This window comes from Streptomyces sp. JLBT605, assembly GCF_058215555.1.
Genome location: NZ_CM177087.1, coordinates 4,636,753 through 4,650,521, shown reverse-complemented (window position 1 = coordinate 4,650,521; position 13,769 = coordinate 4,636,753). Strand labels below are relative to the sequence as shown.

Genomic DNA, 13,769 nt, shown 5'->3' with positions numbered 1-13,769 from the left:
GTCGGCGCGCCACCACCACCGGGTAACGGCATGGGAGTGTTTTCAACCACATCCTGTTCATCCCCTGCAATGAAGGGGTTATCTCTCGAACACAGCAGCGGGGCATCCCCCGCGTCCCGTTAATGTGGTGAATCTGCTCGTCCGCTCCTTGCGCCGGGCAGACCGCTCGTCTTCCCCCGGATCCCGTCCGGGGGTGCCCCCGGTCCCGTACGGGCACTGACGCAACCGAAGGGTTCTTGCTGTGTTCCGGTCCGCTGCCATGGCCGCAGACTCGACGCCCCGTCCTGGCACCTCGCGCCAGCCGACTCTCGACGAGAGCGCCGCCACCGCCGCGGGCTGGGTCGAGGAGAACTGGTCGACCTGGCTCGGCATCGGGCTGCGCATCCTGCTGATCCTGGTGCTCGCGTTCGCCCTGCGGACCGTGGTGCGCCGGTCGATCACCAAGCTGATCGACCGGATGAACCGCACCGCCCAGGCGGTGGACGGCACCGCGCTCGGCGGGCTGCTGGTCAACGCCGAGCGGCGGCGGCAGCGCTCCGAGGCCATCGGCTCGGTGCTGCGCAGCGTGGCCTCGTTCCTCATCCTGGGCACCGCGGGGCTCATGATCCTCTCCGTCCTGAAGATCAACCTGGCCCCGCTGCTGGCCAGCGCCGGTGTGGCCGGTGTGGCGATCGGCTTCGGCGCCCGCAACCTGGTCACCGACTTCCTCTCCGGCGTGTTCATGATCCTGGAGGACCAGTACGGGGTCGGCGACTCCATCGACGCGGGGGTGGCCTCCGGCGATGTCATCGAGGTCGGCCTGCGGGTGACCAAGCTGCGCGGCGCGGACGGCGAGATCTGGTACGTGCGCAACGGCGAGGTCAAGCGGATCGGCAACCTCAGCCAGGGCTGGTCCACCGCCTCGGTCGACGTCCAGGTGCGGGCCGACGAGGATCTGCACCGGGTGCGCGCGGTGATCACGTCGGTCGGCGAGAGCATGGCCAAGGAGGAGCCGTGGAACGAGCGGCTCTGGGAGCCGGTCGAGGTCCTCGGCCTGGACGCGGTCTACCTCGACTCGGTGATCGTCAAGGTCGCGGCCAAGACGATGCCAGGCAAGGCCCTCGGGGTGCAGCGGGAGCTGCGCTGGCGGATCAAGCAGGCCCTGGACGCGGAGGGCATCCGCCTGGTCGGCCGTCCGCCGGAGCCGGACCTGGAGAGCGAGCCCGTCCCGGACCCGACCGCGGCCGTCGCCGCCCCGTCCGCGCTGGCCAATGAAGCGTCGCCGCAGGCCCAGGCGGCGTCTCCGCTGTCGGCCCAGGCCCCGCCGCCGCAGAAGTAGCGCGGCGGAGCGCGCCCTGGGCATCAGCGGGGAGACGTTCGGCGCCGACCACCCGGAGACCTGTGCGCTGCGGGACGTCGTCGGCGCCTTGCGCATCCCTTGACCCAGGGCGGCCCCGGCCGTAGCGTCCGCAGAGATAGGAAAGTTTCCTAACAGACGCGGCGGAGGTCGTCATGGCCGGGGCGGCAGGCACACCCGGGACGCCGCGCGTGCTGCGGGCCATGAACGACCGGGCGGCGCTTGACCTCCTGGTCGCGCACGGGCCACTGACCCGCACCCGGCTCGGCGAGCTGACCGGGCTCTCCAAGCCCACCGCCTCCCAGCTACTGGCCAGGCTGGAGGCCGCCGGACTGGTGCGGGCCACCGGGACCGCCACCGGGCGGCCCGGCCCCAACGCCCGGCTGTACGAGATCGATCCGGCCGCCGCCCACGTCGCCGCGCTCGCCGTCGACCGGGAGGCGATCACCGTCGCCGTCGCCGACATCACCGGCCGGGTGCTGGCCGAGCACCGGGTGGTGGCCGAGACCCTCGACGGCCCGCGCCGCCGCGGGGCCACCGAGCTCGCCGCCGAGGCGATGGGCGGCGCGCTGTCGGCGGCCGGGCTCGACCTCGCCGATGTCCGGCACACCGTCATCGGTACCCCCGGCGCGCTGGATCCGCGGACCGGGGCGCTGGCTTACGCGCCGCACCTGCCCGGCTGGCACTCCCCGACGCTCCAAGCGGAGCTGGCCGAAGCGCTCGGCACACCGCTGACGATCGAGAACGACGTCAATCTCGCCGCCGTCGCCGAGCAGCACCACGGCACCGCCCAGGACTTCGACGACTTCGTGCTGGTCTGGGCGGACGAGGGGGTCGGCGCGGCCGTCGTGCTCGACGGCACTCCGCTGCGCGGCGCCACCGGCGGCGCGGGCGAGATCGGCTACATGCCGCTGCCGGGCGCTCCGCTGGCGCGCGGCGGGCCGGACACCGCCGCCCGGCCGGACGGGGGCGGTGGATTCCAGAAGCTGGTCGGCTCCCCCGCCGTGGTGGAGCTCGCCGCCGCGCACGGCATCGACGCCCCCACCGCGGCCCAGGCGCTCGCCGCGGCGCTGCGCACCCCCGGCGCCGGCGACGAGGTGCTCGGCGAGCTGGCCCGCCGGCTGGCCACCGGACTGGCCGCGGTCGTCGCCGTGGTCGACCCGGAGCTGGTGGTGCTCTGCGGGGAGGTGCCGCAGGGCGGGGGCGAGCGGCTGCGCGGGCTCGTCGAGGCCGAGATGACCGGGCTCGCGCTGCCCCGGCCTCAGTTGCGGCTGAGCACCGTCGAAGGGTCCCCGATCCTCCTCGGCGCGCTGCTCACCGCCCTCGCCGCCGCCCGCGACTCCGTCTTCGACACCAGCTGACCGCCGGCAGGCCCGTCAGCGAAGGCGCCACCGGACAGGAGTACAGGAGCGGCAGAGAAGGAGGAGAGGGTTGAAGCTCGCAGTCGTGGGTGGCGGCTCCACCTACACCCCGGAACTCATCGACGGATTCGCGCGGCTGCTCGAGGTCCTGCCACTGACCGAACTCACCCTCGTCGACCCGGCGCGGGACCGACTGGAGCTGATCGGCCCACTGGCCCGCCGGATCTTCGCCGCCCAGGGTCATCCGGGGCGCATCACCTGGACCGCCGACCTGGACGAGGGCGCGGACGGCGCCGACGCGGTGCTGCTCCAGCTGCGCGTCGGCGGCCAGGAGGCCCGGCGGCAGGACGAGACCTGGCCGCTGGAGTGCGGCTGCGTGGGACAGGAGACCACCGGCGCGGGCGGACTGGCCAAGGCGCTGCGCACCGTTCCGGTGGTCCTGGACATCGCCGAGCGGGTGCGGCGCCGCAACCCCGGCGCATGGATCGTGGACTTCACCAATCCGGTGGGCATCGTCACCCGTGCCCTGCTCACGGCCGGGCACCGCGCGGTGGGTTTGTGCAATGTGGCGATCGGTCTCCAGCGCAAGTTCGCCGCGCTGCTGGGCGTCGCCCCGCGGGAGATCGCCCTGGACCACGTGGGGCTCAACCACCTCACCTGGGAACGCGGGGTCCGGCTGGGCGGGCCGGACGGGCCGGACGTGCTGCCCCGACTGCTGGCCGAGCACGGTGACCGGGTGGCGGCCGATCTGCGGATGCCGCGCGCGCTGCTGGACCGGCTCGGCGTCATCCCCTCCTACTACCTGCGCTACTACTACCAGCACGACGAGGTGGTGCGGGAGCTGGCGGCGGGGGCCTCCCGGGCGGCCGAGGTCGCGGCCATCGAGCGGCGGCTGCTGGAGCTGTACGCGGATCCGGCGCTGGACCGCAAACCCGAGCTGCTCGGCAAGCGGGGCGGCGCCTTCTACTCGGAGGCGGCGGTCGACCTGACCTCGGCGCTGCTGACGGACACCGGCGAGGTGCAGGTGGTCAACACCTTCAACCACGGCACGCTGCCGTTCCTCCCCGACGACGCGGTCATCGAGGTCCCCGCGGCGGTCGGCGCGGACGGCGCGCGGCCGCTGCCGCTGCGTGCGCTGGAGCCGCTGTTCGCCGGGCTCGTCGCCGGCGTCAGCGCGTATGAACACCTGGCCTTGGAGGCGGCGTTGAAGGGTGGCCGGGAGCGGGTGTTCCAGGCACTGCTGTCCCATCCCCTCATCGGCCAGACCGCGTACGCCGACAAGCTGACCGACGAGCTCATCGCGCACAACCGGGAGCACCTGGCGTGGGCCTGAGCACCCCGTCCCCGGCGCAGCCCTCCGAGGCGGTCGCGCCCGGCGGCGTGCCGCGCCCGGCGAGCGCCGTGCTGGCGATCGACGCGGGAAACAGCAAGACGGACGTGGCCCTGGTGGGCGTGGACGGAGCGGTGCTCGGCACCGCCCGCGGCCGGGGTTTCCGGCCGCCGGTGGTGGGCGCGGAGCGCGCGGTCGCGGAGCTGGCCCGGGTGGTGAGCGCGGCGGTGACCGCGGTGGTGACCACCGGGCCCGGAGGCGGCGGCCCGGCCGTGCCACCGGTGCGGCAGGTGTACGCCTGCCTGGCCAACGCCGATCTGCCGGTCGAGGAGCGGCGGTTGACCGAGCTGCTGGCCGCGCGCGGCTGGGGCTCCGCCCTCACCGTGGCCAACGACACCTTCGCACTGCTGCGCGCCGGGGTGAGCGACCGGGCGGAGCCGGTGGGGGTCGCGGTGGTGTGCGGCGCGGGCATCAACTGCGTGGGACGCGCGGCCGACGGGCGCACCGCCCGCTTCCCGGCCGTCGGCCGGATCTCCGGCGACTGGGGCGGTGGGGCGTATCTGGCCGAGGAGGCGCTGTGGTGGGCGGCGCGCGCGGCGGACGGGCGCGGCGAGCCGACCGCGCTGGCCCGGGCGCTGCCCGCGCACTTCCATCTCGCCGATATGCCGGCCCTGATCGAGGCGCTGCATCTGGGGCGTCTCGCGGCGGAGCGCCGTCATGAGCTCGCCCCGGTGCTCTTCGCGGTCGCCGAGGCGGGCGATCCGGTCGCCCGCGCGGTGGTCGCGCGGCAGGCCGAGGAGGTGGTGGCGATGGCCACGGCCGCCCTGACCAGGCTGGAGCTGCTGGACGAGGAGGTCCCCGTGGTGCTGGGCGGCGGGGTGCTGGCGGCCCAGCACCCGCTGCTCGACGACGCGGTCCGCGCCCGGCTCGCGGCCCGCGCGCCCGCGGCGCGGCCACGCGTGGTCACCGCCCCACCGGTGCTGGGCGCGGCACTGCTGGCACTCGATCAGGTGAGCGCGCCAGGCGCCTCGTACGCCAGGCTGCGCGCCCACTACGCCACCGGCTGAACACCATCGGCCGGGCCGGCGCCCGCCCCGCGGTGGCGCCGGCCCGGCAGGCCGGACAGTGCCATGAGCCGGCTCAGGCTCGTACGGGAACCGAACACGGCGGAAGCGCGTGATGTCAGGTAGGGGGCCGGCGGCACGCCGTCGAAAGATCGCGATCCGAACAAGATCCCGGCGGTAACAGTGAGATCGCCGGAAGGTGCGGCCATACTGCTGCCCGGTCCCGTCCCCTGCCTTGCCGGGCGGACAACCGCAAGCCAATGAGGGGGAGGGTCCCGTGTCACAGCCGCCGACCATGGGCGGACCCGTGCCGCCCGGGAGTGGGCAGCCGATCCCGTCAGGTGCGGCGGGTGTGCCGAGCCGGCCGGACGTCCCTGGCGCCGCCGCCCTGGGCACGGCGGGCCCCGCGGCGACCGCTCTCCCCGGCGCGACCGGCCTCCCGGCGGCAGGGCTCCCCGGGTCCGCGGCCCCGGTGGCCGGGACGGAGGCGACCGGCTCCCCCAGCGCTCGGGCGATCCCCGGCACCCCGGCGGCTCCCGGTGCCCCTGCGGTCCCCGGCGCTCCGGAGACCCCCGCCACCCCTCCGCGGCAGACCGCGTGGCGGGAGGGTCTGGACCGGCTGCGCGCCGCCGCGGTGACCGAGCCGGGCCGGCTGCGCATCATCGGCGCCGTACTGGCGGTGCTGGTGGTGGTCTTCGGCGCGGTGACGGCGTGGCAGGTGTCCGGGCGGCAGGCGTCCGCGGACGACGTGGTCCGGCACAGCCAGCCGCTGAGCGCGGACGCCGCGAGCATCTACCGCTCGCTGGCCGACGCCGACACCACCGCCGCCAGTGGATTCCTCGCCGGCGGGCAGGAGCCGCGGGCGGTGCGCGAGCGCTACGAGCGGGACATCGCGACCGCTTCGTCACGGCTGGCCAAGGCCGCGGCCAACACCGGCGGCTCGGCCGCCGCCCGGGCCCAGATCACCGAACTCAACGAGAAACTCCCGATCTACACCGGTCTGGTGGAGGCCGCGCGCGCCAACAACCGGCAGGGGCTGCCGCTGGGGGGCGCCTATCTGCGGTACGCCAACGAGACGATGGCCGAATCGCTGCTGCCCGCCGCCCGCGAGCTGTACGACACCCAGACCGCCCGGCTCGGCGAGGACTACCAGGACGCGAAGTCCTGGCCGTGGTTGGCGCTGGGCGCCGGCGTCGTCGCCCTCGGAGCCCTCGGCTGGGCACAGCGCCGCGACTTCCTGCGCACCAACCGGGTGTTCAACCTCGGGCTGCTGTTCGCGACCACGTCCTGCGCCGTGGTGCTGCTCTGGCTGGCGGTCGGGCACAGCGTGGCCCGCGCCCAGCTGAACGACTCCTACGACCACGGGGCGAAGTCGCTGCGGGTGCTCAACCAGGCCCAGATCCACGCACTGCGGGCCCGCGGCGACGAGAACCTGGCCTTGGTGGCACGCGGCGCGGACGTGGTCACCCACGGCCCGGACAAGGGCAAGGACGCCTACGAGGTCGGCTACCAGGAGCAGATGGCCAAGCTGGTCGACGGGAAGGGCCAGGCACCGGGCGGCTCGGCCGCCGCGCCGGACAGCGACCTGGGCCGGGCGGCGGCGCTGGCCGACGACGCCGAGGGCCGGGACCCGGTGGCCGACGCCCTGCGCAGCGTCCGCGAGTGGCAGCGGCGTCACACCAGCGCCCGGGCCACCGACGACAACGGTGAGTACGACAAGGCGCTGGAGATGGTGATCGGCGGCAAGGGCAGCACCGGCGAGTCCTTCGACCGGGTGGACAAGGCGCTGTCCCAGGCCCTCGGCCACGAGCAGCGCGAGTTCCGGCAGGCCGCGGACGACGGGCGCGGCGCGTTCACCGGGCTGGCCGTGGGTGCGGGCGCGCTGGCCGTGCTGGGCGCCGCGGGCGCGGTGCTGGGCATCGGGCGCAGGCTGTCGGAGTACCGGTGAGGGGGAGCACGAGGATGCGATCCATGCGGTCGATGGGATCGATGCGGTCGATGCGGTCGAGCATGGTCGCCGCCGCTGCCGCGCTGGCGGTCGGCGCGACGGTCCTGCTGCCCTCCGCCGTCCACAGCGGCGGGACCGGTGGCGGCCCGGACGGCGACGGCGGCGGACGCCACGCGGATCTCAGGGTCCAGGGCGACACCGACGTGTCGGCCGAGACCTGCGACGACCCGCAGGCCAGCCTGCGCCCGTCCGGGGCGAGCGGTGACGCCGTCCGGCGGATCAAGGCGCGCGGGAAGCTCGTCGCGGGCGTCGACCAGAACAGCTTCAACTGGGGCTACCGCGACCCGGCCACCGGAAAGCTCACCGGCTTCGACATCGACCTGGTGCGCGCCATCGCCGACGACATCCTCGGCGACCCGGAGGCGGTGGTGTACCGCGCGATCCCCACCAGCCGGCGGATCGAGGCGCTCAAGGACGGCAAGGTCGACGTCGTGGTCCGCACCATGACGATCAACTGCGACCGGATCAAGGACGTCGCCTTCTCCACCGCCTACTTCCAGGCCGGGCAGCAGGTACTGGCCGCCAAGGGGTCGAAGATCACCGGCTTCGACGACTCGCTGCGCGGCAAGCGGGTGTGCACGGCGGGCGGTTCGACCGCCGAGGCCGCGCTGGAGAAGGACAGCCACGGCGCCCGGCCCGTCCCGCCGGTGGCCAATCAGCTCGACTGCCTGGTCAGGCTCCAACTGGGTGAGGTGGACGCGGTGATCACCGACAACGCGCTCGCCGCCGGCCAGGTGGCCCAGGACCCCGCCATGGAGCTCAAGGGCTCTCCGTTCACCACCGAGTTGTACGGCGTGGCGATGAACAAGAGCGATGATGACCTGGTGCGCCGGGTCAACAAGGTGCTGGACGACTACCGCGGGGGCGGCCGGAACAGCCGCTGGATGACCGCCTACGACAAGTGGCTGGCCGAGGATCTCGGAGAGGAGAACCCCACGCTGCCGCAACCGATGTACAAGGACTGACACCGCACCGGTCGCAGCACGGGCATCATGCATCACAGGCACCGAGCGCCCGGCCCGCGCCACAGCGGGCACGGCACGCACGACCCGGCAAGGCACGCACGACAGGTACGACCAGCACGGCACGCACGACCAGCACGACAGGCACGGCACGCACGTACGCGAAAGAGGTGATCGATGGGGGCCGCGGGACCCTTCCCCAGCTCCGCGGGGAACCCCCGAGGGGGCGCCGCGCAGGCCATGAGCCGCGAGGAAGTCGACCGTGCCCTGGCGCGGCTGGGCGCCGAGCACGAGGCGATAGAGTCCTCGCTGCTCGCCCTCCAGGACCACGCCGGCCGCCGGCTCCTGGAAGGCGCCGAGCTGACCGGCATCACCAAGGACCGCTGGGCCACCACGGAGCAGGCCATCGCGCTGCTGTGGACGTACTTCGACGCCTATACCGAAGCCCTGCACACCGCCCGTGAGGTGCGCGCCCGCCACCGCTGGCCCACCCAGGGCGAGTTGGCCGAGCTCGGTGAAGTGCTGACCGGCACCGCGGTCACCCTGCCCAGCAGCGGCACACTGGACGGTTCCGCCCTGCTCAGCGAGGAGTTGACGCTGGCCGAGCTGGTCGGGCGGATGAACCGCTGGTACGCCGAGGCGCTGGACGTGATAGTGACCGCCGACGCCGTGTGGTCCGCGCTGCCCGCCCGTATCGACATGCTCTCCGCCGAGCTGCGGCGCACTCGCTCGCTGGCGCACTCGGTCGGGGTGCGCCCCGGCGAGCACCCCTCGGGCGACGATCTGGAGCAGATCACCGCCGAACTGACCGCGCTGCGCGCCGAGGTGGTCTGCGACCCGCTGGCCTTCTGGATCCCCTCCGGCGGCAGCTCCGCGCCGGGCGGCGGCCGCCCGGACACCGGCCGCTACGACACCGCGGCCCGCGCCCTGGAGGACGTACGGCGCGAGATCGAGGCGGTGCTCGACGTGCGGCAGGACGCCGAGCAGCGGCTGATCCGGCTGCGGGACGTGCTGTCGCGGGCCGACGCCACGCTCACCGAGGCCCGCCAGGCGCGCGGCGAGGTGCTGGCGAAGATCGCGGCGTCCGAGGTGCCCGCGGTCAGCGGCCCGCCGACCGCGCTGCACGAGCAGTTGGCCACGGCCGCCGAGTACCGCAGGCGTGCCCAGTGGCACCGGCTCTCCCCGCTGCTGGAGAGCCTGGAGCAGCGGGCCGAGGACGAGTTGCTGCGCGCCCGCGAGTCGCTGACCGCGGTCACCGCGCCGCTGGCGGTCCGCGCGGAGCTGCGCGGCCGGCTCGACGCGTACAAGGCCAAGGTCGCCCGGCACGGGATGGCGGAGGACCTGCTGCTGATGGAGCGGTACGACGTGGCCCGCCGGATGCTGTGGAGCGCGCCCTGCGATCTGCGCGCCGCCGAGGCGGCGGTGGTCCGCTACCAGCAGGCCGTGGCCGAGGCACTGGTCCCGCGCCAGGCGGAGCCGGAGGACCGGGAGACCGGGGGGACACAGTGAGCACACCGACTCAGCCACACCAGCCGCAACAGCCGCACCAGCCGTGTCAGCGGCCCGGCTGCGGCGGCAGTTACGAGGACGTGGGCCGCGGCGAGCTGTACTGCGACAACTGCGGGCTGGCCCCGGTGGTGTCGCCCATCGGACTGGTCAGCTCGCCGCCCACCGGTCTGACCTCGGCCGCGCGCGGCGGCGGGCCGTCGGCCACCCCGGTCGCGTCCGCCGCCCCGGTCGCGTCCGGCGCACTCGGCGCCTTCGGGCCGCCGGGCAGTTCCGGCACATCCGGTGCCTTCGGACCGCCGGGCAGCTCCGGACCACTGGGCGGACCCGGGGCTTCCGGCACGTTCGGCACCTCCGGGCCCAGCGGCACCTCCGGGCACAGCGGCTCGACCTCCACCGGCTCGGCGCGTTCGCGCAGCTCGCGCTCGTCGCGGCGTTCGGTCTCCGGCCGGCTGTCGCGGTCGGTGTCCGGCCGCTCGTCCACCGCCTCGGTGTCGGTGCGCAGCTCCCGCTCCTCCACGTCCTCGTCCGGGCGCAACCGGCTGGGGGCGGGGCTGGTCAGCATCCCGGAGGTGCCGCGTCCGGATCCGCACACGGCGGTGCTCGCCAACCCCGAGGTGCCGGAGCGGAAGCGCTTCTGCAGCAAGGGCGACTGCGGGGCCCCGGTGGGGCGCTCGCGGAGCGGCCGACCGGGCCGCACCGAGGGGTTCTGCACCAAGTGCGGCCACCCGTACTCCTTCGTGCCGAAGCTGAGCCCTGGCGACGTGGTGCACGGCCAGTACGAGGTGGCCGGCTGCCTGGCGCACGGCGGGCTGGGCTGGATCTACCTGGCCATAGACCGCGCGGTCTCGGACCGCTGGGTGGTCCTCAAGGGCCTGCTGGACACCGGTGACGAGGACGCGCTGGCGGTCGCGGTCTCCGAGCGCCGCTTCCTGGCCGAGATCGAGCACTCCAACATCGTCCGGATCTACAACTTCGTCGAGCATCTCGACCAGCGCACGGGCAGCCTCGACGGCTACATCGTGATGGAGTACGTCGGCGGCAAGTCGCTCAAGGAGATCGCCAACGAGCGGCGCACCGCGACCGGCAGGCGCGATCCGCTGCCGGTCGAGCAGGCCTGCGCGTACGGCATCGAGGCTTTGGAAGCCCTCGGCCACCTGCACAGCCGCAATCTGCTCTACTGCGACTTCAAGGTCGACAACGCCATCCAGCAGCAGGACCAGCTCAAGCTGATCGACATGGGCGCGGTCCGGCGGATGGACGACGAGGACAGCGCCATCTACGGCACGGTCGGCTACCAGGCCCCGGAGGTTGCCGAGATCGGCCCGTCCGTCGCCTCCGATCTGTACACGGTGGCGCGGACCCTGGCGGTGCTCACCTTCGATTTCCAGGGCTACACCAACGTCTTCGTGGACAGCCTGCCGGATCCGGAGAACATCCCCGTCTTCCGCGAGTACGAGTCCTTCTACCGGCTGCTGGTCCGGGCCACCGACCCGGACCCGGGGCGCCGGTTCGCCTCCGCCGAGGAGATGTCGGAGCAGCTGACAGGGGTACTGCGGGAGGTCGTCGCGCTGCAGACCGGCCGCCCACGGCCGGCGCTGTCCACGCTCTTCGGCCCGGAGCCACGGGTGGTGGACACCGAGCTCTTCGCCGAGCCGACCACCGACCCCTCCCTCCTGGGCACCCGCACCACGCGCCGTGCGCCGGCCCAGGCACCGGTCACGGCCGAGGCACCGGCCCCGGCCCAGACGCCGGCCCAGGCGCCCGTCACGGCTGAGGCACCGGCCGGGGCCGTGCGCGCCGTCCGGCCGCTGGACGCCCGGCAGACCGCGCTGGCGCTGCCGGTGCCGCTGGTCGACCCCGGCGACCCCAACGCCGGTTTCCTCGCCGGCCTGCTGGTCTCCTCCGCGCCCGCCGAGCTGTACGCCGCCCTGCAGGCCGCGCCGACCGACTCCGCCGAGCTGCGGCTGCGGCGCGTGCGGGCCCGGCTGGAGCTGGGCGAGGAGCGGGCGACGGCGGACGAACTGGCCGCGCTGGAGGCGGCGTACCCAGATGACTGGCGGATCGTCTGGTACAGGGGGCTGCACGCGCTGGCCACCGGCGATCACGCGACCGCCGCGGTCTCCTTCGACGCGGTCTACGACGCGTTCCCCGGCGAGCCCGCCCCGAAGCTGGCACTCGCGGTGTGCGCCGAGGTCCTGGGCCAGTACGACAACGCGCTCGAGTACTACCGGCTGGTGTGGATGACCGACCCCAGCTATGTCAGCGCCGCATTCGGCCTCGCCCGGGTCCAGCTGTGCTCCGCGGACCGCGCCGGCGCGGTGCGGACCCTGGAATCCGTGCCGGAGTCCTCGATCCACTACACGGCGGCCCGGGTCGCCGCGGTGCGGGCCCGGCTGCGGCAGGGCGCGCCGGCGGCGTCCCAGGGCTGGGCGAGCGGCTCCGCACGCGATGCCGCGCTGGCCGACCTCACCGCCGCGGCCCAGCAGGTCGAGCGGCTGCGGGAGTTCGGCCTCGACCCGGTGCGGCGCGAGCGGCTGAGCACGGAGGTGCTGGGCAACGCGCTGGACTGGGTGCTCGCGGGCGGCGACGGCGCACCGGCGCCCGGCGCGCCCACCGGCGCCGCGGGCGGCGCGCCCGTACTCCTCGGCAGCAGCCTGGACGAGCGTGGGCTGCGCTTCGGGCTGGAACGCTCGTACCGGACACTCGCCAGGCTCGCGCAGCGCGGCGAGGAGCGGATCGAACTGGTGGAGCGGGCCAACCGTTTCCGCCCCAGGACGTGGGTGTGATCGATGTCTCAGATGCCGCAGCTGCCTCAGCTGACCGCCTGCCCGAGCTGTGCCGAACCGCTGGAGTCGGGTGACAACTTCTGCGGCGGTTGCGGCGCGGATGTGTCCTCGGCCGCGTCGCCCCCGGCACAGCCCGCCGCGGCGCCGCCGGCCGGCGCGCCCTCCGCGGCCTACGGGGAGCCGTCCGCGTCGTACGGGGAGCCGCCGGTGGAGCCGTCCGAGGAGCCGGAGGACTATCCGCTGGCCGCGCCCCGACCGCCCGCCGGCACCGCGCCGGCCGACCCCGCGTCGGTGGACCCCGGGTCGGCCGACCCGCGCACCGCGGCGTTCGCCGAGCCCGCCGAGGGCGGCGAAGCCACCGGGTCCCCGTCGGCGCCGCACCAGGAGACCCCAGGGGCCCCAGCGGCCTCAGGGGCCCCGGCGGCCCCCGGCACGCCGCCGGGCGGCGCGACCGCCGCCGCCGTGAACACCGGGACCGGCGCCGGACGCCAGTGCGCGGCATGCCGGGCGGGCACCATCGACCAGGACGGTTACTGCGAGAACTGCGGCCACGCCCAGCCCCGGGCCCGCGACCACATGGAGACCGAGCTGACCGGGGTCGCGGCGGCCAGCGACCGCGGGCTGCGGCACCACCGCAACGAGGACGCGTTCGCGGTGTCCGCCGCCGCCCTGCCGGACGGCTCGGCGGCCGCCGTCGCGGTGGTCTGCGACGGGGTGTCCTCGGCGACCCGGCCGGACGACGCCTCCGCCGCGGCCGCCGCCACCGCGGACGCGCTGCTGGTCGGGGCGCTGCCACGGGGCGCACACCCCCAGCAGGCCATGCGGGACGCCATCCTGGCCGCCGCCGAGGCGGTCAACCAGCTGGCCCTGGAGCCCGCCCCCGCCCCCACCCCGCACGACCAGCGGCGCCAGGAGAACGCGCCGGCGTGCACCATCGTCAGCGCGGTGGTCGCGGGCGGCATCCTGACCGTCGGCTGGGTCGGCGACAGCCGTGCCTACTGGGTGCCCGACGACCGCACCGCGCCCTCCGCCCGGCTCACCGAGGACGACTCCTGGGCCGCCCAGATGGTCGCGGCCGGCCTGATGTCCGAGGAGGAGGCGTACGCCGACGAGCGGGCGCACGCCATCACCGGCTGGCTGGGCGCGGACGCCTACGAACTGGACCCGCACACCGCGTCGTTCAAGCCCGACCGGCCCGGCGTCGTCGTGGTGTGCACCGACGGTCTGTGGAACTACGCCGAGTCCGCGGAGGAAATGGCGACGGTGGTGCCGCCGGACGCCCGGTCCCGTCCCCTGCACAGCGCCCAGGTCCTGGTGGACTACGCGCTCCACGGCGGCGGGCACGACAACGTAACAGTGGCCGTTCTGCCGTTCCCGGCACCGCCGGGCGGGGCAGTATCGGCCTGAAGAGAG

At 74.7% G+C, this 13,769-nt stretch carries 9 protein-coding genes; all 9 read left to right on the top strand.

Annotated elements, in window-relative coordinates:
* Positions 1-259: 259 nt before the first annotated feature.
* The 9 genes from AC4BDD_RS20260 (at position 260) to AC4BDD_RS20220 (ending at position 13,763) form a co-directional block, all read left to right on the top strand.
* Positions 260-1,318: a mechanosensitive ion channel family protein gene (locus tag AC4BDD_RS20260; protein ID WP_490686869.1), complete on the top strand. Its 1,059-nt coding sequence runs from the start codon at positions 260-262 to the stop codon at positions 1,316-1,318.
* A 173-nt stretch (positions 1,319-1,491) separates the two neighbouring features.
* The gene (locus tag AC4BDD_RS20255; RefSeq protein WP_490686868.1) at positions 1,492-2,697 is read left to right on the top strand and encodes an ROK family transcriptional regulator; all 1,206 of its coding nucleotides are present in this window, start codon (positions 1,492-1,494) and stop codon (positions 2,695-2,697) included.
* 70 nt (positions 2,698-2,767) lie between these two features.
* The gene (locus AC4BDD_RS20250) at positions 2,768-4,030 is read left to right on the top strand and encodes a 6-phospho-beta-glucosidase (RefSeq protein WP_490686867.1); all 1,263 of its coding nucleotides are present in this window, start codon (positions 2,768-2,770) and stop codon (positions 4,028-4,030) included.
* Between the two features lie 47 nt (positions 4,031-4,077).
* A complete protein-coding gene (locus AC4BDD_RS20245) occupies positions 4,078-5,094 on the top strand; it encodes an N-acetylglucosamine kinase (protein WP_490691855.1) in 1,017 nt (338 codons plus the stop codon).
* 511 nt (positions 5,095-5,605) lie between these two features.
* Positions 5,606-7,039 (top strand): GlnX family signal transduction membrane protein, encoded by a 1,434-nt coding sequence (locus tag AC4BDD_RS20240; protein WP_490691854.1) that lies wholly within the window; start codon positions 5,606-5,608, stop codon positions 7,037-7,039.
* Positions 7,040-7,062: 23 nt separating this feature from the next.
* Positions 7,063-8,064: a glutamate ABC transporter substrate-binding protein gene (locus AC4BDD_RS20235; RefSeq protein ID WP_490686866.1), complete on the top strand. Its 1,002-nt coding sequence runs from the start codon at positions 7,063-7,065 to the stop codon at positions 8,062-8,064.
* A 174-nt stretch (positions 8,065-8,238) separates the two neighbouring features.
* The gene (locus tag AC4BDD_RS20230; RefSeq protein WP_490686865.1) at positions 8,239-9,570 is read left to right on the top strand and encodes a coiled-coil domain-containing protein; all 1,332 of its coding nucleotides are present in this window, start codon (positions 8,239-8,241) and stop codon (positions 9,568-9,570) included.
* A complete protein-coding gene (locus tag AC4BDD_RS20225) occupies positions 9,567-12,356 on the top strand; it encodes a serine/threonine-protein kinase (protein ID WP_490686864.1) in 2,790 nt (929 codons plus the stop codon). The genes AC4BDD_RS20230 and AC4BDD_RS20225 overlap by 4 nt, the downstream gene beginning before the upstream one ends.
* Positions 12,357-12,359: 3 nt before the next feature.
* Positions 12,360-13,763 carry a PP2C family protein-serine/threonine phosphatase gene (locus tag AC4BDD_RS20220; RefSeq protein ID WP_490686863.1) on the top strand — a complete coding sequence of 468 codons (1,404 nt, stop codon included), beginning with the start codon at positions 12,360-12,362 and terminating at the stop codon, positions 13,761-13,763.
* Positions 13,764-13,769 lie beyond the last annotated feature (6 nt).

Excerpts from the sequence above, each read along its gene's own strand:
- AC4BDD_RS20235 (WP_490686866.1), top strand. The coding sequence starts at position 7,063 with ATGCGGTCGATGGGATCGATGCGGTCGATGCGGTCGAGCATGGTCGCC.
- AC4BDD_RS20220 (WP_490686863.1), top strand. The coding sequence starts at position 12,360 with ATGTCTCAGATGCCGCAGCTGCCTCAGCTGACCGCCTGCCCGAGCTGT.
- AC4BDD_RS20260 (WP_490686869.1), top strand. The coding sequence starts at position 260 with ATGGCCGCAGACTCGACGCCCCGTCCTGGCACCTCGCGCCAGCCGACT.
- AC4BDD_RS20255 (WP_490686868.1), top strand. The coding sequence starts at position 1,492 with ATGGCCGGGGCGGCAGGCACACCCGGGACGCCGCGCGTGCTGCGGGCC.
- AC4BDD_RS20230 (WP_490686865.1), top strand. The coding sequence starts at position 8,239 with ATGGGGGCCGCGGGACCCTTCCCCAGCTCCGCGGGGAACCCCCGAGGG.